The sequence below is a fragment of the Prosthecobacter sp. genome (genome assembly GCF_044222565.1).
Classification (GTDB): Bacteria; Verrucomicrobiota; Verrucomicrobiia; order Verrucomicrobiales; family Verrucomicrobiaceae; genus Prosthecobacter.
The window spans coordinates 351,939-370,445 of record NZ_JBGANA010000001.1 but is presented as its reverse complement, the minus strand read 5'-3'; the positions used below and the strand labels follow the sequence as shown (position 1 = coordinate 370,445).

Below are 18,507 nucleotides of genomic sequence, written 5' to 3'. Positions count from 1 at the left end.
ATCGCCCTCACGCTTGAACCGCCTCCGCCACATCCTCGTCTCCGCCTCCGCCGGTTCCGGCAAAACGTACCAGCTGGTGCGCCGGCACCTGCATCTGCTCGCACTTGGGCAGTCTCCGGAAGGTATTGCGGCGATGACTTTCACCCGCAAGGCGGCGGGAGAGTTTTTTCAGCGCATTCTGCAGCGCCTGTCGGCACTCTCCCTCCAAAGTGAACCCCCGGCGGTTTTTTTTGAAGGGATGGAGCCGCTGCCGGCGGAATGGCCTGAATTTGCTGTGCTGCTGCGCAGAGTCACCCAGCGTCTTCATCGTCTGCGGCTGGGGACGATGGACAGCTTTTTTGCCAATATCACCGCATGCTTTCCCCTGGAGCTGGGGCTGCCGCTTGGGGCCAGTGTCATGGCCGAAAACGAAGCGGCTCATGCGCGGCAGGAGGCGCTGGACGCCCTGCTCGAACGCATTCATTCCGCCCGCGATGACGCGGCCGGGCGCGCCCTTCTTGAAGGATTTAAACAGGCCACTTTCGGCATTGAGGAGCGCAGTGCTGTGGAAAGTCTTGAGTCCTGGATCAACGATCATCACGCGACCTGGCTGGACAGCGGAGATGCCTCACTTTGGGGCAGTGTGCCAGATCTTGCCTTGGATCAGGCCGATGATCTCGCGGCGGCTCTGGAGAGCCTCAAAGATCATTTTGTTCCCACGCGGCCGAAGAGTGCCAGCTTCATGGAGGAGCTGTACCAGGAGGCACCCAGGCAGGAACCCGGCAAAAAACCGGAGGGCAGGGTGGAGGACTTCCTGAAAAAATCGGCGGCTTCCTGGCGGGAGTTGCGCGCGGGAAACGCCATGGTCACCTGGGGAGGTGGAAAAAATCCGGTTTCAGGCCCTGCTGCGCGCGCCTGGGTTCGGGTGGTAGAGGCGATCGTGCACAATGAACTGAAATGCCGGGCGCAGCGTACGCAGGGCATGGCGGCCCTCATGCAGCTGTATGAGACTGAGTATTCGCGCCGCGTGCGCTCTCGCGGCAGGCTGTCCTTTACCGACGTGCAGCGCCTGCTTGCCGCGGCGACTGCTGACGGAGAAGAATGGGCGGATGATGAACGTGCCGACCTCTGGTTCCGGCTTGATGGGCGTTACGACCACTGGCTGTTCGATGAGTTTCAGGACACCAGTCGTGTGCAGTGGAATGTGGTGCGCGGACTGGTGGACGAGGTGCTCCAGGATGACTCCGGGCGGCGCAGCTTCTATGCGGTGGGAGATCCGAAGCAGTCCATTTATCTCTGGCGTCAGGCGGAGCCGGGGCTTTTTGAGGATGTGCTGCATGAATGGCCGCACCGTGGAGATGACGGTCTGGCGCCCCAGACGCTGAGCAAGTCCTTCCGCAGTGCGCCGGCGGTGCTGGACGCGGTGAACGCCGTGTTTGCAAACAAGGCTGGCATCGAGGCTCTGCTCCCCGGTTGCACGCAGGGTTTTGCCTTTCAGAATCACGAGGCGGAGGCGCGCCATCTGAACCTCAGCGGATATGCGGCGCTCCTAAGCGTGCCCGTGGAGGACGGCGTTCGCAATCCCTCCACCACGCCTGTGGTGACAGCCCTGTTAAATGAGATCCGTCCTCTGGAGCGCGGGCTTACCTGCGCGGTGCTGGTGCGCGGCAACAAGAGCGCCAACGCCATCGCTGAGGAACTGCGGACGACGACGGGCATGGAGATCGTGTGCGAATCCCAGCTTTTTCCCGCCACTGACAATGCCGTGACGCTGGCCCTGCTCTCGCTGCTGCAGCTTGCCGCGCATCCCGGTGACACGCTGGCGCTGGAACATCTGAAAATGACTCCGCTGTGGCTGCAGATCGAAACCGCTGGCCAGGGGTGGCCCCTGACCTGTGATCGAGTTCGTGAATCAGTGTTTGAGCATGGCTTGGTCGGTTTCATGGAGGTCTGGACCCGGCATGTGCGCGAGGTGCTGCCGGAGATGGACGCATTCCATGCACAGCGGCTGCGTCAGTTCGGTGAGATGGCCGCCGAGTTTGACGCGACTGGCTCTCGTGACATCGATGCCTTTCTAAAATACGCACGCGAGATGCCGACGCAGGTGCGGGGCGCTGCCAATGCAGTGCAGGTAATGACAGTGCACAAGGCCAAGGGGCTGGAATTCGATTTGGTTATCCTGCCGGATCTGAATGGAGATGCGATGGATCACGTGCGGCGGCGCTCGCTGATCGTGAACCGCAGTCCGAAGGGCATCTCATGGGTGCTGCAGGAGCCGCCGCGCATCTTTGCGCCCTTGCACGATTCTTTAAAGGAGGAGCTGGATACCTCCCGGCAGCATTCCGCCTTTGAATCCCTGTGCAGGCTTTATGTGGCGATGACCCGGGCCAAACGAGGTCTTTACATGATTGCGCAGCCACCGCCGAAATCGCAGGAGTCAGCTGTGAAAGAGGCGCTCTTCTTGCGCCGGATGCTCGGTGCAGCGGGCGCGGTGGAGGAAAGCGAGGGCTATTTGACGGAGTGGCAGACAGGTGACGCGCGTTGGTTTGGTACGGCCCAGGGACTGCCGCCCCAGCCTCCTGTCGTGCCTGGCGTGTCTCCTCCGCTCGGAGCACTGCTGCGGGAATTTCAGCCGCTGGCCAAACGTGTGACGCCTTCAGGAGAGGAAGATTTCAAGGTGAAAGGCAGCATGCTGTTCAGTGCGGGCCGTGAGCCGGGGCGCAGGCTGGGAAATCTGGTTCATGAATTGCTGGCGCAGGTGGAATGGTGGGATCCCACATCAAACATGGCCGCGCTTGAGTCCCGCTGGCAGTCCTCGGGTCTGCTGCGCGGGGAAGGGATCGAAGAACAGGCGCTGGCCATGGTGCGCGGTGTTTTGAGTTCTCCTGCGGCCAGGTTTGCCTTTTCCAAACCGTCGGCAGATGCCCAGGCATGGCGCGAGCGGCCCTTTGACCTGATCCATGAAGGAAGTTGGATCAGCGGCATTTTTGACCGTGTGGTGGTCCGGCAGGACTCTGTGCGACTGATTGATTTTAAGACAGATGAAGTGCCCGATGAGGAAGCATTGGCCGAAAAAGTGGCGGGCTATCGCCCACAGCTCTTGCTTTACCGGCAGGCACTGTCGCGGCTGTCCGGCCTCAAAATGGAACAAATCGAATCTTCCCTGCTCTTTACCCGAACCTGCTGTCTGGTGGACGTAAAGTGACTTTTTTTGAATCCAGGCGCTCTTTGGTGACGCAAAAACTTGTGTGACCGCAATAGCTCTGGCATGGAATCCGCGCATTGTCGCTTTCCCGGCGCACCCTGCGCCCGAACCCCTCATGAGCCAACCCGAACTCACCGACGAAGACCTGCTCCAGCGTGCTGGACGCGGAGACGCGCGTGCGTTCGAGCAGCTCTATGACCGCATGGCCCCGCGGCTTTTCGGCCTCCTTCGCCAGATGCTGTATGACGAGCGAGAGGCGGAAGACGTTTTGCAGGACGGATTTGTGCAGCTCTGGGAGCGTGCCTCCGCCTTTGATCCTGACCGCAGCAAGGCCTTCACCTGGGCGGTGATGCTGTTCCGCCACAAGGCGATCGACCGCATGCGGATGCTGGGCCGGCGCAACCGCCTGGTAGACAGCGCCCTGCTGGAGCAGACCACCCTGGCCGCCTCCGTGCATGCCAGCACGGTGGACGAAGTGCAGGCTGCTGAGCGCGGCATGGTGGTGCGCGAAGCTTTGAACGAACTGCCCAAGGAGCAGCGCCAGCTGATTGAATTTGCCTTTCTGAAAGGGCTGACGCACCATGTGATCTCCGAATCGCTGGGCATACCCCTCGGCACTGTTAAGACCAACATTCGCCGCGGGCTCCTGCGCCTGCGCGATCTTTTGAAAGGAGGCGCATGATGGACGTGGAACGTTTTGAAGAACTGGCGTCCCTGAATTCTCTGGGCATGCTGGAGAACGATGAGAAGCGTGCTCTGGACGGTGCTGTCGCGCGCGACAAGGATGTGCGTGCACTTTGCGCAGATCTGGATCATGCGACCGCATCGCTCGGTTATTTGGTCACGCCCGTGGAACCACCGGCGAACATGAAGAAGCGCATCCGTGCCAGAATGCGTGCCACCGGCGTAAAAGGCGCCGGAGTCTCCATCGGATTTGTCATCAGCAGTGCAGGCTGGGCATTGGCAGCGGCCTTTGCCGTATCTTCTGCCTGGCTGTGGCAGCAACGGGCGGGAATGATCCAGCAGCTTGAGGCCGCATCGCGCGCCATGGCCCCGGTGAACGCCCCGATCGCGCCGGCGGTGGATGACGGCAAGGCCAAGGCCCGCACTTTGGAAGAAGAACTCAAAAAGCGTCGGGACGAGTTTGAGGCGCAAAAGCTGGCGCTTTCCAATGAGATTGATGCGCTGCGCAAGCGTGAAAACGAGGCCAAGGTGGAATCTGCCAGGCTTGCCGCCGAGGTGGTGGAGCTGAAGAAGCAGGAGTCCGAGTCGCAGCTTCAGATCGCCACCCTTCAAAGCAAAGTTTGGGAATACCGCCGCACCGAGATGCTGGTCGTGTGGGATCAGAAACGCAGCCAGGGTGTGGTGATGCTCGACAAAATGCCGAAGGTTGAGTCTGATAAAGATTACCAGCTTTGGGTCGTCGATCCCAGCAAGCCCGATCCGGTCAGTGCTGGCGTTGTCACGGTTGATTCCAAAGGCTCCGCCAAAACCACTTTCAAGCCGGTCGAAAACGTGACCGGGGAGGCTAAATTCGCCATCAGCGTCGAGAAAAAAGGCGGCGTCCCGAAAAGCGAAGGGCCGATTGTTCTGGTCGGTCCCTGATTTATCTCAGGCAGATTCGTGCGACTTAAGCGGCTTTTTCCAGGCGGATGGGTTCAGCTGTTCAGCTATTCCATCCGCCACCCATCGCCTTGTAAATCCTTACCCACGCAGTCGCGACGCGCGTTCTGCTGAGCACGATGTCGTTCTGCGCGTTGAGAGCCACACGTTCCGCATCCAGCACCGTGAGGAAATCAGCGATGCCGTCCTGGTAGCGTTTTCGGGCCAGGGTGGCGGCCTCGCGGGCGGACGCGGCGGACGCTTCCAGATGGTGCAGGCGCACGCGCTCACGGTCGTAGGAGGTGAGGGAGTTTTCCATTTCCTCCAGGGCCATCAGGACGGTCTGCTCGTAGCGGGCCAGGGCGGTGTCCGCGCGTTTGCCGGCTGCATTGATCTGCTGGCGCACGCGGCCGAGATTGAAGGCTGCCCAGGTGATGCGCGGGCCGAGGGTATAGGCATCAGCACCCGGCCGGTCGGTGAAATAGGCGAAGGTGGCTGCTTCAAGATTGACGCGGCCGCTGAAAGTGATGCGCGGAAAAAGATCGGCAACCGCGACGCCGATCCGTGCGGTTTCGGCGGCCAGAGTGTTTTCGGCGACACGAATGTCAGGTCGTCTGCGCAGCAACTCCTCCGGTTTCACAATGCTGATCTGTGAAGGAACCGCAGGCTGCTTTTTGGTGGGCTGCAGCCGGGGGCGGAGATCCGAAGGATTCTGCCCGCACAGGACTGCGATGCGGTGGATGGACCTGGCGATGTTTTCCTGGTAGGTGGGGATCTGCGCCTGGGTGGCATTCCAGAGCGCATTGGCCCGGGCCACGTCCAGCTGCGTTCCGCGACCGCCTTTGAGCGAGGCTTCGGCGATGTGCAGGGCATCAAGCTGATTGTGGGCGTTCTCATTTGCCACGGTGAGCTGTGCCTGGGAACCACGCAGTTCGAGATAGTTTGTGGCGATCTCGGACTGAAGCGAGATCAGCAGGTCGTGCAGATTGGCATCCACCGCGCTGGAGGTCGCTTTGGCGGCTTTGATGGAATTGCGGACGCGGCCGAAGAAATCGAGCTCCCAGTCGGCGTCGAAGCCGACACGGTAGAGTTCGTAATCGCGGGTGCGCAGGCCTGAGAAGGAGGTCGCGCCGTTGCGGACACTGTCATAACCCGCGCCCAGCGTGACGGTGGGGGCGAGATTGAAGCGTGATTCGCGCCAGAGGGCACGGGCCTCCAGCAGGCGTGAGCGGGCTGCGGCCAGATCCTTGTTCTGCGCGTCTGCGGTTGCCACCAGTTCATTGAGCGTGCTGTCGTTGAGCTTGCGCCACCATGCGGCATCCACCTCGGCGGCACGTGCCGCGCCGGCCCGCGAGGCAAAGTCATCGGGCATCCTCGGCTGCGGTTTGACGAACTTCGGTCCCACGTTGCAGCTTGAGACTGCGCAGAAGAGAAGCAGAAAAGAATTAATGGGCTTCATGAAGCGTGGAGGAAGGGGCGGCTGCCCGGCGCTTTTCACGGCGCTCAACGAGTGCGCGGAGGATGACATAGAACACGGGCGTGAAAAGCAAACCAAAGATCGTGACGCCAATCATGCCAAAGAAAACCGCCGTGCCCAGCGCCTGACGCATTTCAGCGCCGGCGCCTTTGGCGAGGACCAGGGGAAGCACGCCGAGGATGAAGGCAAAGCTGGTCATCAGGATGGGACGCAGGCGAAGGCGGCAGGCTTCCACGGCGGCATGCACACGGTCCATTCCCTGGTCCTGCAGCTGTTTGGCAAACTCGACGATGAGAATCGCGTTCTTCGCGGCGAGACCGACGAGCACGACCAGACCGATCTGGGTGAAGATGTTGTTGTCCTGCGCGCGCAGCCAGACACCGCCGATCGCTGAGAGCAGGCACATGGGCACGATGAGGATGATGGCCATGGGGAGGCTCCAGCTCTCGTACTGGGCGGAGAGGACCAGGAAGACGAAGACGACGCAGAGGGGGAAGACGTAGATGAGAGTGTCTCCTGCGAGAATCTGCTGATAGGTGAGGTCCGTCCACTCGATGGCAAAGCCGGTGGGCAGGTTTGCTTTGGCCAGACGCTCGATCTTTTCGATCATCTGGCCGGAACTGACGCCGGGCAGGGTGTTGCCGTTGATGTCGGCGGAGTAGTAGAGGTTGTAGCGCTGCACTCGGTCAGCCCCGCCGGTTTTCACCACCTTTACGAGCGCGCCCAGAGGCACCATCTCGCCGTTGTGATTGCGGATTTTAATGCGGGCGACGTCGGCAGGGTCTCTGCGGAAAGTGGCATCTGCCTGCGCGGTGACCTGGTAGGTGCGGCCATAAAGATTGAAGTCGTTCACATAGACGGAGCCGAGATAGATCTGCAGGGCCTCATTAAGATCCGCGAGGGAGACACCCATGGTCTTGGCCTGGGCGCGGTTGATCTCCAGCTTGAACTGCGGGGTCTTGGCGCGGAAGCCGGTGATGAGGGAAATGAGGCCGGGCTCCTGCTGTGCGGCGGCGAGCAGCTTCTGCGTGGCAGCCTCAAGCGCAGGGAGGCCGGCGTTGTTGAGATCCTGCACCTGGATTTTGAAACCACCGGCATTGCCCAGGCCGCGCAGAGGGGGAGGCGGCAGCACCAGCACGCGGCCCTCTTGAATGGTCGAGAATTTTTTGCGGATGACGGCCAGCATGCCTTCGCCTTTGAGTTCGGGACTCTGGCGCTTGTCGAAGTTGTCGAAGACCAGGAAGGCGGCCCCGACGTTGGGCTGGTTGGCCTGAAGCACGGAGGAGTAGCCGGAGATGGCGAAGGTGTGGGCGATGCCGGGGATCTCTCGCGCCATAGCATCCATCTTGCGGACCACCGCGTCGGTACGCTCAAAGGCGGCGGCATCCGGAAGTTGTACCAGCACGATGGCGTAGCCCATGTCCTGGGAAGGAATGAATCCGGAGGGGACCTCCTGGAACAGCTTTCCTGCGAGGCCGATCAATCCCGCGTAGCCGAGAAGCACGAGCACCGCGAGACGGATGAGCTTGCCGACCAGGCCGGCGTAGAGATCGGAACCGAACTGGAAGATACGGTTGAAGCCGCGGAAGAACCAGCCGAACAGGAGGTTTAGCAGGCGGCTGAACCAGTCCGGCTTCGCGCCGTGCGGCTGCAGCAGAATGGCGCAGAGCGCGGGGCTGAGGGTGAGCGAATTGAAGGCGGAGATCACGGTGGAAACCGCGATGGTGAGCGCAAACTGGCGGTAGAACTGGCCCGTAATGCCGCTGATGAAGGCCGTGGGAACAAACACCGCGCAGAGCACCAGGGCCACCGCGATGACCGCACCGCTCACCTCGTTCATGGCCTGCACCGAAGCATCGTGCGGGGAGAGCCCCTTGGCGATGTTGCGCTCCACGTTTTCAACTACGACGATGGCATCATCCACGACAATGCCAATGGCAAGCACCAGGCCGAAGAGTGAGAGATTGTTGAGCGAGAATCCGAGCGCCTGCATGACTGCCAGGGTGCCAATGAGAGACACCGGCACGGCCAGCAGCGGGATGATGGAAGCGCGCCAGCTCTGCAGGAAGACGATGACAACAAAGACAACAAGGAGGATGGCCTCCATGAGCGTGTGGCGCACTGACTCAATGGAGGAACGGACGAACTTGGTGGTGTCGTAGTTGATCTTATAATCGATGCCCGGCGGGAAGCGTTCCTTGAGTTGAGAGAGACGTTTGTAAACGGCATCGGCAGTGGCGATGGCATTGCTGCCGGGGAGCTGGAAGACGCGAAGGGACACTGCGTTGTAACCGTCCATGTACGTGCGGCTGGAGTAGTCGCGGGAACCGAGTTCAATGCGGGCCACATTGGCCAGGCGCACGACATCGCCCTGCTTGCCGGTTTTGAGAACAATGTCGCCAAACTCCTCTGCCTTTTTCAGGCGGCCCGGTGCGGTGAGAGTGTACTGAAACTCAGAACCTTCCGCGGCGGGAGGCTGGCCGAGGGAACCGGCGGCGACCTGCACATTTTGTTCGCGGATGGCTCGCACGATATCACCTGCGGTCAGGCCCAGGCCGGCGACCTTTTCAGGATCAAGCCAGATGCGCATGGAGTAGTCCATGCCTCCAAGGGACGAGGCCTCCGCCACACCCGGAATACGGGCGAGCTCGTTCTGGATCTGCAGGGTGCAGTAGTTGCTGAGATAGGAAACGTCGCGCGAGCCATCGGGGCTGTAGAACTGGGCCGAGAGCGTGAGGTCTGGCGAACGCTTGTTCACGTTGACGCCGAGACGGCGCACCTCCTCCGGCAGGCGGGAGACGGCGGCATTCACGCGGTTTTGCACCAGCACCTGCGCCTCGTCCAAATCCGTGTTGAGACGGAAGGTGACGGTGATCTGCACGCGCCCGTCACTGGTGGACGACGAGGACAGATACAGCATGTCCTCAACACCATTGATTTCCTGCTCCAGCGGGGTGGAGACAGTCTCGGCCAGGGTGCGTGCATCCGCGCCGGGATACATGGCGCTGACCACCACGGTGGGGGGAATGACTTCGGGATACTGCGCGATGGGCAGCACCATGTAGGCAAGACAGCCCAGCATGGTGATGACGATGCTGAGCACGGCCGCGAAGATGGGCCGGTTCACAAAAAAGCGGGCGAAATTCATGAGTGTTACTTGGCGGGCTCCGCTGGCTTCATTTCCGTCAGGCTGGGCTTCACCTTGACGCCGTTGCGCACGCTCATGAGACCGAGCACGACCACGCGCTCATCTGCCTTCAGGCCGCTGCGCACCACGCGCAGACCATCGAGCAGAGGCCCGAGGGTGATCGGCCGATAGACGGCCTTGTCCTCGGCGTCCAGCACCCAGACGAAGCTGCTGCCCTGATCGTCCCCGACGGCGGAGTCGCGGATGAGGAGGCCGTCATATTCACCGCTTCCGGGCACGCGGACTTTGGCAAAAAAACCGGGGGCCATGAGGCGGTCGGCATTGGGAAACACCGCACGGGCACGGATGGTGCCGGTGGCGGGATTGATCTGGTTGTCCACGAAATCGACTTCTCCCCGGTGCTGCCAGCCCGCCTCATTGATGAGCGACATCTCGGCAGGAATGCGTTCGAACATGGCGCTCACCCGCTCGCCGCTTTTATGCATCTCACGGTACTTCAGCACCGAGCGTTCATCGGCCTCGATTTCGCAATAGATGGGATCGAGCGCGACAATGGTGGTCAGCAGCGTGGCGCCCTGAATGCCACCGCTGACGAGGTTGCCCTCCGTCACGCGGGCATCGCTGATGCGACCGCTGATGGGCGCGCGAATCTGGGTGAATTCCAGATCAAGCTTGGCGGCACGCAGGGCGGCCTCCGCTCCCCGCACACCGGCCATTTCACCCGTGGCACTTTTCAGACGGCGTTCGGATTCTTCGACCGAGATGGCCTGGCCCTGGCGCAGGGCGGTGGCGTTCTTGGCCTCCACGCCGGCGAGTTCCGCCGCTGTTTTTGCCTGCGCGAGCATCGCCTCGGCGCGCTCGACGATGGCCTCATAAGGACGAGGATCGATGGTGAAGAGCAGATCCCCAGCCTTCACCTCCGCGCCTTCCTTAAAGCTGACCTGGGTCACATAGCCGGAGACTCGCGCGTGGATATCGACACGCTCACGCGAGGTCAGACGCCCGGTGAATTCGTCCCAGTCCATGAGCCGTTTGGCGATCGGTTTGGCCACCGTCACCTCGGGAGTCGCCGCCTGTGGTGCGCCGCCAGGGCCTGCAGCGTCGCGTTTGCAGGAGGCCAGAGGAATCGCGATCAGGAGGGCCGCCACGGCATGCCGCCAAGTTGGCATGAAGAAAATTGGGAAAAACGGTGCGCGTTGCATCGTCAGAGTAACGAACACCGGGGCGTCTTAAATAGTGCATATGCAACATATCGGTTATACCATAAGTGTATGACCAGCGTTAATGACCTCCAGCATATCCGCGAATTTGTGCAGATTGCAGACTCCAGAAGCATCTCGCGTGCAGCCAAGGTTCTGGGCATGTCCCAGCCGACGCTCAGCCGTCACCTGGCGGCTCTGGAGGGGCAGATCGGGGCGCCGCTCATCCGGCGTGACACGCACGCGATGAGCCTGACGGACGCCGGGATCATTGTCCTGACCGACGCTCGCGAACTTCTGACCCTGGCGGACCGCATGGGCAGCCGGCTTCGGGCGGAGCGCCGCTCGCTGCGCGGACACCTGCGGATGGTTTCGGTTGTCGATGTGGGGCAGTGGATCGTCTCGCGAGTGCTCTCGCGCTTCAAAAAGCTGCACCCGGATGTCACCACGGAACTGCACCTCATCAACCGCCCGACGAAGTTCATCAAAGAGGGTTTTGACTGCGGCATCATGGTCGGTGCGCCGACGGACCGCCGTGTAACGATCCGCAAGATCGCCCAGCTTCAACGGCGGCTGGTTGCAGCTCCGTCTCTATTGAGGAACCACCCTCTGCCTGCCCGGCCGGAGGAGTTGAAGCTTCTGCCATGGCTGGGGATCTTGCAGCCGCATTTCTACTCGCGCGACCGGGTTGATCTGGAGCGTGCGAAGCAGATCAAAAACCTCAAACTCTCCCCGGCCATGCTGCTGGACACGGTTACCGCCTTGCGTGAAGCCGCCATCGAGGGGGCTGGTTTTACCATCCTGCCCGAGTGGATGGCAGCGCGGGATATCACCGGCGGGCGGCTTGTGCAGTTGCTGCCGGACTGGCACCTGGCTCCCATTGACCTTCAGATTGCCCATGCCGCGCATGAGCACCTGCCCCAGCGGGTCAAGAGCTTGATCGAATACCTCGAACAGGAGCTTCCTGTCGAGATTCACCGGCTGGATTTGAACGAACGCTAGGTGCTACGCCTATTCTTTGCGGCCCTGTCGCAAAAAATTGCATGCGCAACAAGCACGCTCTGTGCTAGGAATCCCGCCCCCCGCCGCCTTGCGGCTTGTTTTACCTCCATCAAAAAATACCATGCCCAAGCAGACCATTCGTGACCTCGACCTCGCCGGAAAACGCGTTTTTGTGCGCGTCGATTTCAACGTCCCACTCGATGAGAAAGACGGGAAGATGGTCATCACAGACGCCACCCGCATCCAGGAGACGCTGCCCACCATCAAGTTTTTGATCGAAAAGGGTGCTAAAATCATCCTTGCCAGCCACCTGGGCCGCCCAAAGGGCAAGCCCGATCCCAAGCAGAGCCTCGCCCCCGTGGCCCCGGCGTTGAGCGAACTCATCGGCAGGCCGGTCGCCTTCGCCAGTGACTGCGTCGGAGAAGAGGCCAAATCCAAAGCCCTCGCCCTCGGCAATGGCGACGTGCTCCTGCTCGAAAACACCCGTTTCCACGCTGGTGAAGAAAAGAACGACGCCGAACTGGCCAAAGGCATGGCGGACCTCGCCGAAGTGTTTGTGAACGACGCATTCGGCTCTGCCCATCGCGCGCATAGCTCCACCGCTGGCGTTGCCGACTACCTCCCTGCCGTCTCCGGTCTCCTCATGGAAAAGGAGCTGACCTGGCTGCACGACGAACTCGAGAACCCTGAGCGCCCCTTCGTGGTTATCCTCGGTGGTGCCAAGGTGAACGACAAGATCGGCGTCATCAACCGCCTGCTCGAAAAGGCAGACACCATCATCATCGGTGGCGGCATGGCCTACACCTTCCGCAAGATCGTCGAAGGCATCTCCATCGGCAAAAGCCTCTACAAGCCCGAGTGGGAGCCGATCGCCCAGGCCGCTCTGGACAAGGCCAAGGAGCGCGGCGTGAAGATTCTCATCCCCGTGGATGCCATGATCACTGACGCCTTCGACTTCGACGCCAAAAAGCTCGGCAACACCAAGTTCACCGCCGCTGGCGAGAGCATCCCGGACGGCTGGGAAGGCGTGGACATCGGTCCTGAGTCCGTGAAACTCTTCTCCGCAGAGATCGCGAAAGCCAAGACCGTGATCTGGAATGGCCCCATGGGCGTGTTTGAGATCAAAGAAAGCTCCAAAGGCACCTTCGATGTGGCTGAAGCCGTCGCCGCCAACTCCAGCGCCAAGACCATCATCGGCGGTGGCGACAGCGTGAAGGCCGTCAAGAAGGCCAAGCTCGGCGACAAAATGACCTTCATCTCCACCGGCGGCGGCGCCTCCCTCGAGCTCCTCGAAGGCAAAGTTCTCCCCGGCGTTGCCTGCCTGAAAGACAAGTAACCCAAGCCGTTTGCAGTGGTTTGCCGATGTTGTCGATGGTTTGCGATTGTTGATCCAAACCTCCCCAGCCTCTGAGAAACCATTGCAATCCACCGCCAACAATCGCAAACTTTTCCCTCTTCCCCCTTTATGGCCTTCGTTCACTTCCGCAAACCTATCATCGCCGCCAATTGGAAAATGCACATGACTCCCCAGGAGTCGGATGATTTCCTTCGTTCCTTCGCCCGTCTGGTGCCGGACAAGATTCCCGTGCAGATCGTCGTCGCACCGCCGGCTGTAAGCCTGGAACGTGCAAACAACACCCTCGTCGCTGCGCGTGAGCAGAGCGTGGAGCTGGCCGCGCAGAACATGAGCCAGCACACTGCTGGTGCCTTCACCGGCGAGATCAGCGCACGAATGATCAAGGAGTGCGGTTGCAAGCATGTCATCCTGGGTCACAGCGAACGCCGCAGCATCTACGGCGAAACCAACGCCATCGTGAATGCCAAGGTTCTCGCTGCGCTGGAAGCCCGCCTCCACCCCATCCTTTGCATCGGCGAAACCCTCGCCGAGCGTGACAACGGCCAGATCGAAGACGTCCTCGGCAGCCAGCTTCGCGAGTCCCTTGCCGAAGTCGGCCCCCGCCGCATCACCGATTGTGTCATCGCTTACGAGCCCGTCTGGGCCATTGGCACCGGACGCACCGCCAGCCCTGAGCAGGCTCAGGAGGCCCACGCCTTCACCCGCCAGGTGTTGGGCGAGCTCTTCGGCGATGACGTAGCGGCCAAAATCCGCATCCAGTACGGTGGCAGCGTGAAGCCCGGCAACATGGCCGAGCTGATCAGCCAGAAGGATGTGGACGGCGCACTCGTCGGCGGAGCCAGCATGGAACCCGGAAGCTTCTGGGAAATCTGCCGTGCTGCCATCGACTGGGCGAATGCCAATGCGTAGTCTCTTTAGCTTTTGCTGCGAATAGTCTTGTAAGGGTTCGTCGCGTTTGTCCATACTCGGGCAAATGCGACGAATCATCCTCCCGATATTCTTGCTGATCCAGGCGTCCTTGCAGGCGCAAACCGCTGTTCTTTGGAAAGCAGGAGCGGCGGATGTGGATATCACGCCGGACTACCCGGTCCGTTTGAGCGGCTATGGCAGCCGCACCGCTGAAACCCAGAAGGTGGCGCAGCGTCTCCATGCCAATGCCCTTGCCCTGCAATGGCAGGATGATGCGCCAGCCGTCATGGTCAGCGTGGACAACTGCGGCGTGCCTGCCGCAGTTCGGACTGAGGTGCTCAGGCGCCTGGCCGCCCGGGGGAGGGCACTTGAGACCGAGCGTTTTGCGCTTCACTCCACCCACACGCACTGTGCTCCCATGCTTAAGGGCGTGCTTCCTTTTCTCTTCGGAGAAGACCTGCCGGAAGACCATGTGAAGCACATAGAACAATACACCGAGGATCTCACGGCTCACATCGTCTCCATCGTCATCAAGGCCCTGGACAAGTTGGCGCCGGCGAGGGTGGAATGGGGCGTAGGGAAGGTCTATTTCGCCTTCAATCGACGGCTGAAAACAGACAAGGGATTTCAAAACGCCCAGAATTTCAGCGGGCCCACGGATCGTTCTCTCCCGGTCCTTTGCATCAAATCGGCCGATGGGAAAAAACTCATCGCCACCCACGCCAGCTACGCCTGTCACTGCACAACACTTGGAATCAATGAGATCCACGGCGACTGGGCGGGTCTGGCGCATGAAGAGTTGGAACTGCGTTTTCCAGAGTCGGTCTGCCTGATCGCCATTGGCTGCGGCGGGGATCAGAATCCCTATCCGCGTACCGAAAATCGTTTTGCCATCGACCACGGTGTCAGCATCGCCAAAGAAATCGTGCGTGTGATCAATGGACCCATGCAAGCCTTGAGCGGACCTCTTGGCTGCGTGCATCAGGAGGTGATGCTCCCTTTCGACAAACTGCCCACCAAGGCAGAATGGCAGTCCAGGGCCTCTGACCCAAACAAATGGACGGCCTACCACGCCGGCAAGCACCTCGCCATGCTGGCGCAGGGAGAAAAAATCCCGCCCGCCCTCCCCTATGAGATTCAGGTATGGAATTACGGCAGCGGCCTTCTCACGATCAATCTGCCCGGGGAGGTCGTGGTGGACTACAGTCTGCGTTTTAAAAAGGAGTTCGATCCCGCCCGCACGTGGGTGAACGGCTATACCAACGACGTGCCATGCTACATCCCCTCGCATCGAATTTGGGAGGAGGGTGGTTATGAAGGCGGCGGAGCCATGATTTTCTACGGTCGTCCCACCCGTTTTGCACCGGGCATTGAGAACATCATTGCCGGCACGGTGAGGCAGCTCGTGCCGCAGGAGTTCAGCGCCCAGAATCCGCAGAAGCTCTCGGCGCCTCTTGCCGAGGAGCTCAAGCCTCAGACGAAGTGAGCCGCAGTACTCTGAAGCACTCCCGGCCCTCACGACCTGGATAAGCCGCCGTGGGCACATGGCTCTCGATCACCTGAAAACCGTCCGCAAAGAGAGTCGTGAGTTCATCCATCGAAATGCCGAACGGAGGTCCGGTTTCTCCAGGGTCCATTTCCGGGTTGATGAAAAACACCCCCACCAGCAACCCGCCGGGTTTGAGCAGGGAGGCCACTGCATCCCGATACTTTACACGCCATTCCGGTGGAAGGGCGCAAAGGCAGGTATGTTCCACGATGGCGTCATACTGGCCGCGAAACGTGAACAAATCCGCGCACACAAAGCGCTCCGCCATCTGCGGATAGTGCTCCTTTGCCCTCTCCACGGCAGTCGGAGCAATGTCGAGTCCGTGCGCATCGATGCCACGGGAGACCAGATGCGCCACATCATGTCCCACACCGCAACCTGGCACAAGCACACGGCCTGCCAGCTTGTTGCCCGCCAGCCATTCTACGAGCGGTGGTGCAGGAAGCCCTTTGTCCCACGGCGTGAAATTCTCCTGATAGGCCTGGTCCCAGTTCGTGACGTTCACTATGGTTTTTTTTGTTTCTCGTGTTTGATGACTCCCTGCAGAGTGGTCTGTCCGGTGTCCCCTGTCATTGTAACTTTGCTTTCGATGACGTCTTTGGCATCACCCGCGAGAGTTTCGTGGACGGTGATGCTGCCCTCGCCGTTCCCGGTGATCGTCTTGAGTTCCAGCGTGAGTTTCTCTTCAGATACGTGGCCTTCAAAGTGAACCATCTGCGACCCCTCTGCGCCGGTCAGGGTGGCTTCGTAACTGTCCGTGCCTTCGTTGTAACTAATCGTCCACTGAAACGGCTGCGTGTCGCCATTGATCGAACGCGTGCCCTTGACCACAAAGGAGTTTTCTCCATCCGCGGAGCCGGTCCACTCCTCTTTGATCTCAAGCGTGCTGTTCTCACCCTTCAGTTCGCCGGAAGCCGTCCAGGTGCCGACGTAATGCTTGAAGAGGGGACTGGCACCGAGGTCTCTGGCATTCGTGCTGGCGCAGGCCAGCAGGCAGAGGGTGAGCAGCAGAGTTTTCATGCGATGATCTCCTGAATGACTTTGCCGTAGCTGATGGGGACGGGGCGGTTGACGACGTCCCGCACCTCGGTGTCGGGCTGGATTCCGAGCAGATGATACATCGTAGCGGCCAGATCGTCCGGCTTCACCGGTTTGTCAGCGGGGTGCTCGCCATTTTTGTCAGACGCGCCATGCACGTAGCCACGTTTCACTCCGCCGCCAGCCAGCAGCGCGGTGTAGCACTGCGGCCAGTGGTCGCGGGAGATGTTTTTGTTAATCTTCGGCGTGCGGCCAAACTCTCCCACCCACACCACCAGCGTCTCATCCAGCAGGCCGCGTTCGTCGAGGTCCGTCAGGAACGTCGGCAGCGTCTGCTCGGTGATGGGCATGTGGTACTTCTCGATGATGGGAAACATCCGCGTGTCGTTGAATCCATGCGTATCCCACCCGCCTTCGGTCGTGCTTTGCCCTCCGATGCCTTGGGAGAAATTCACCGTCACAAACTTCACGCCCGCCTCCACGAGCCGTCGCGCCAGCAGCAGGCTCTGACCGTAGGGTGAGCGCCCGTAGCCATCACGCACCTTGTCCGGCTCCTTCGTCAGATCAAAGGCCGCGCGCAGCTTCTCGCTGTGCAGCATGGAGAGAGCCTTGTCATAGTAGCTCTCAATGCCACGCGCCTCGGCCGAGTAGTCCAGCAGCCGCGTTTGGGAATCCACCAGCTTCTGCAGCTCGCGCCGTGCGCTCAGCCGCTCAAAGCTCACTCCGCTTGGCAGGCTTAGTTCCGGCAGCGCAAATCCCGGCGCGCTCGGGTCCCGCAGCACGATAAACGGGTCATGCTCCTTGCCCAGAAAGCTCGCCCGCTGCCCCGGGGTCACCGAGCCATCGCTCACAATGTACGGAAACGTGGCGGAGGTCGGAATCTCGCCCTTCAGCGGCGCGATCCTGTCCACCACGGACGAGTATGCAGGAAACAAATCTGGCGAATCTTTCAGCCGCTGGTCATCGCTCGGCGGCGCATGCCCGCTCAGCGCGTAGTAGCCGGCGCTGTTGTGGTTTTTCATCGTGTGGTGCACGGACCTCACCAGCGTCACCTTGTCCATCACCTTTGCCGTTTTCGGCAGCTTTTCGGAAACCCAGATGCCATCCGCATTCGATTTGATCGGCTTGTGAAAGCCTCGGATTCCCTCCGGAGCATCCGGCTTCATGTCAAAGGTCTCCAGGTGGCTGGGCCCACCCCATTGGAAGCAGAAGATCACCGACTTCGCCCGTGCCACCAGCTTCTCCATCCCCGCATTCTCCGCCCCGCGCAGAAAGCGCGGCATCGTCAGTCCAAACATCCCCAGCCCGCCGGCGGAGAGAAGCTGGCGGCGGCTGATGCGGGTGCACGCACCCGTGGGATTGAAAGGAGAGCCCATGCGTCAAATCAAACGTGACACAGCATGCCGCACTTTCCGCACTCTGCCAGCACTTGCGGGCCGCCGGTCGGCGTTGTATCCGCAGCCATGCCCAACCTCACCGCCCCCACCGGATTCAAAGAATGGTCCTTCGTCTGCGACGCCCTTGTGCAGGGCCGTCTCAGCATTATTTTGCGCAAAGGTGGCATCCACGAAGGCCGTGGTGGCTTTGAGTGGAAGCACCGCCAGTTCTTTCTCTTTCCCACCTGGTTTCACAATCAGGCCGAAAAACTCTCCTGGGTGCCCGAAAACACCCAGCGTGATTTCCCGCCCGAAGAAGAGCGCACCACCGTGGACATCGACGGCTGTGCCACCCTGGAGCATGTCTGGAAGATCACCGAGTGGGAGAAGGTCGCCGCCCTGTTTCCGCTCCACATCTGGAACGAGGACATTGTGAAGGAGCGCTTCATCTACGACGATGAAACCTGCCTCCACGTCGCCCTCGTCCGCGCCTACAAGCTGCCGCAAAACTGGCATTTCCCATACGCCAAAAGCTACGGCGGCTGCCGTTCCTGGATCACCCTCCCTGAGGAGGGGCTTCCCCTTGCAGCCGCGGCTGCTCCCGCGCTGAGTGACGAGGCCTTCGCAGAAGTATCAGCAAAGTTGAAAGCGATCCTGGGCTAGTCG

14 protein-coding genes are annotated in these 18,507 nt (G+C 60.8%); 8 read left to right on the top strand and 6 right to left on the bottom strand.

Translation table 11 applies throughout. The features are described 5' to 3' along the window. Nucleotides 1-13 precede the first annotated feature (13 nt). From ACILSR_RS01440 to ACILSR_RS01430, 3 genes are all read left to right on the top strand, one after another. Nucleotides 14-3,184, top strand: a complete 3,171-nt coding sequence (locus ACILSR_RS01440; protein ID WP_395747937.1) for a UvrD-helicase domain-containing protein — start codon at nucleotides 14-16, stop codon at nucleotides 3,182-3,184. Between the two features lie 115 nt (nucleotides 3,185-3,299). Further along, nucleotides 3,300-3,866 carry an RNA polymerase sigma factor gene (locus ACILSR_RS01435; RefSeq protein WP_395747936.1) on the top strand — a complete coding sequence of 189 codons (567 nt, stop codon included), beginning with the start codon at nucleotides 3,300-3,302 and terminating at the stop codon, nucleotides 3,864-3,866. Further along, nucleotides 3,863-4,789: an anti-sigma factor domain-containing protein gene (locus ACILSR_RS01430; RefSeq protein WP_395747935.1), complete on the top strand. Its 927-nt coding sequence runs from the start codon at nucleotides 3,863-3,865 to the stop codon at nucleotides 4,787-4,789. Before ACILSR_RS01435 ends, ACILSR_RS01430 begins: the two co-directional genes overlap by 4 nt. A 61-nt stretch (nucleotides 4,790-4,850) precedes the next feature. Here ACILSR_RS01430 and ACILSR_RS01425 read toward each other — a convergent pair whose 3' ends face one another. The 3 genes from ACILSR_RS01425 to ACILSR_RS01415 are packed head-to-tail and all read right to left on the bottom strand — an operon-like array spanning nucleotide 4,851 to nucleotide 10,580. Further along, nucleotides 4,851-6,245, bottom strand: coding sequence for an efflux transporter outer membrane subunit (locus ACILSR_RS01425; RefSeq protein ID WP_395747934.1), 1,395 nt, complete (start codon nucleotides 6,243-6,245; stop codon nucleotides 4,851-4,853). Next, nucleotides 6,232-9,411 (bottom strand): efflux RND transporter permease subunit, encoded by a 3,180-nt coding sequence (locus ACILSR_RS01420; protein WP_395747933.1) that lies wholly within the window; start codon nucleotides 9,409-9,411, stop codon nucleotides 6,232-6,234. Before ACILSR_RS01420 ends, ACILSR_RS01425 begins: the two co-directional genes overlap by 14 nt. Nucleotides 9,412-9,416: 5 nt before the next feature. Continuing rightward, nucleotides 9,417-10,580 carry an efflux RND transporter periplasmic adaptor subunit gene (locus ACILSR_RS01415; protein ID WP_395747932.1) on the bottom strand — a complete coding sequence of 388 codons (1,164 nt, stop codon included), beginning with the start codon at nucleotides 10,578-10,580 and terminating at the stop codon, nucleotides 9,417-9,419. 102 nt (nucleotides 10,581-10,682) lie between these two features. On the opposite strand from ACILSR_RS01415, the gene ACILSR_RS01410 reads away from it, so the two are divergent. The 4 genes from ACILSR_RS01410 (at nucleotide 10,683) to ACILSR_RS01395 (ending at nucleotide 15,364) form a co-directional block, all read left to right on the top strand. Next, on the top strand, nucleotides 10,683-11,612 hold the full coding sequence (locus tag ACILSR_RS01410) for a LysR family transcriptional regulator (RefSeq protein ID WP_395747931.1): 930 nt from the start codon (nucleotides 10,683-10,685) through the stop codon (nucleotides 11,610-11,612). A 121-nt stretch (nucleotides 11,613-11,733) separates the two neighbouring features. After that, nucleotides 11,734-12,948 carry a phosphoglycerate kinase gene (locus ACILSR_RS01405; RefSeq protein ID WP_395747930.1) on the top strand — a complete coding sequence of 405 codons (1,215 nt, stop codon included), beginning with the start codon at nucleotides 11,734-11,736 and terminating at the stop codon, nucleotides 12,946-12,948. Between the two features lie 129 nt (nucleotides 12,949-13,077). Beyond that, a complete protein-coding gene (tpiA, locus tag ACILSR_RS01400) occupies nucleotides 13,078-13,878 on the top strand; it encodes a triose-phosphate isomerase (RefSeq protein WP_395747929.1) in 801 nt (266 codons plus the stop codon). A 64-nt stretch (nucleotides 13,879-13,942) separates the two neighbouring features. Beyond that, nucleotides 13,943-15,364, top strand: coding sequence for a neutral/alkaline non-lysosomal ceramidase N-terminal domain-containing protein (locus tag ACILSR_RS01395; protein ID WP_395747928.1), 1,422 nt, complete (start codon nucleotides 13,943-13,945; stop codon nucleotides 15,362-15,364). Here the strand turns inward: ACILSR_RS01395 and ACILSR_RS01390 are convergent. Genes ACILSR_RS01390 through ACILSR_RS01380 form a run of 3 tightly spaced genes read right to left on the bottom strand, consistent with a single transcriptional unit; the run spans nucleotide 15,345 to nucleotide 17,841 of the window. Then, nucleotides 15,345-15,932: a methyltransferase domain-containing protein gene (locus tag ACILSR_RS01390; RefSeq protein ID WP_395747927.1), complete on the bottom strand. Its 588-nt coding sequence runs from the start codon at nucleotides 15,930-15,932 to the stop codon at nucleotides 15,345-15,347. The two genes, ACILSR_RS01395 and ACILSR_RS01390, sit on opposite strands and share 20 nt — an antisense overlap. Continuing rightward, nucleotides 15,932-16,447: a DUF1579 family protein gene (locus ACILSR_RS01385; RefSeq protein ID WP_395747926.1), complete on the bottom strand. Its 516-nt coding sequence runs from the start codon at nucleotides 16,445-16,447 to the stop codon at nucleotides 15,932-15,934. Before ACILSR_RS01385 ends, ACILSR_RS01390 begins: the two co-directional genes overlap by 1 nt. Continuing rightward, a complete protein-coding gene (locus ACILSR_RS01380) occupies nucleotides 16,444-17,841 on the bottom strand; it encodes a DUF1501 domain-containing protein (protein WP_395747925.1) in 1,398 nt (465 codons plus the stop codon). Before ACILSR_RS01380 ends, ACILSR_RS01385 begins: the two co-directional genes overlap by 4 nt. 87 nt (nucleotides 17,842-17,928) lie before the next feature. Between ACILSR_RS01380 and ACILSR_RS01375 the strand changes: the two genes are divergently transcribed. Then, nucleotides 17,929-18,504, top strand: a complete 576-nt coding sequence (locus tag ACILSR_RS01375) for a DUF1802 family protein (RefSeq protein ID WP_395747924.1) — start codon at nucleotides 17,929-17,931, stop codon at nucleotides 18,502-18,504. Nucleotides 18,505-18,507: the final 3 nt, after the last annotated feature.

Bases quoted from the DNA above. Each gene is read 5' to 3' on its own strand.
- ACILSR_RS01425 (WP_395747934.1), bottom strand. From the start codon at position 6,245: ATGAAGCCCATTAATTCTTTTCTGCTTCTCTTCTGCGCAGTCTCAAGC.
- ACILSR_RS01430 (WP_395747935.1), top strand. From the start codon at position 3,863: ATGATGGACGTGGAACGTTTTGAAGAACTGGCGTCCCTGAATTCTCTG.
- ACILSR_RS01395 (WP_395747928.1), top strand. From the start codon at position 13,943: ATGCGACGAATCATCCTCCCGATATTCTTGCTGATCCAGGCGTCCTTG.
- tpiA (WP_395747929.1), top strand. From the start codon at position 13,078: ATGGCCTTCGTTCACTTCCGCAAACCTATCATCGCCGCCAATTGGAAA.
- ACILSR_RS01435 (WP_395747936.1), top strand. From the start codon at position 3,300: ATGAGCCAACCCGAACTCACCGACGAAGACCTGCTCCAGCGTGCTGGA.
- ACILSR_RS01385 (WP_395747926.1), bottom strand. From the start codon at position 16,447: ATGAAAACTCTGCTGCTCACCCTCTGCCTGCTGGCCTGCGCCAGCACG.
- ACILSR_RS01375 (WP_395747924.1), top strand. From the start codon at position 17,929: ATGCCCAACCTCACCGCCCCCACCGGATTCAAAGAATGGTCCTTCGTC.
- ACILSR_RS01380 (WP_395747925.1), bottom strand. From the start codon at position 17,841: ATGGGCTCTCCTTTCAATCCCACGGGTGCGTGCACCCGCATCAGCCGC.
- ACILSR_RS01420 (WP_395747933.1), bottom strand. From the start codon at position 9,411: ATGAATTTCGCCCGCTTTTTTGTGAACCGGCCCATCTTCGCGGCCGTG.
- ACILSR_RS01405 (WP_395747930.1), top strand. From the start codon at position 11,734: ATGCCCAAGCAGACCATTCGTGACCTCGACCTCGCCGGAAAACGCGTT.
- ACILSR_RS01415 (WP_395747932.1), bottom strand. From the start codon at position 10,580: ATGCCAACTTGGCGGCATGCCGTGGCGGCCCTCCTGATCGCGATTCCT.
- ACILSR_RS01410 (WP_395747931.1), top strand. From the start codon at position 10,683: ATGACCAGCGTTAATGACCTCCAGCATATCCGCGAATTTGTGCAGATT.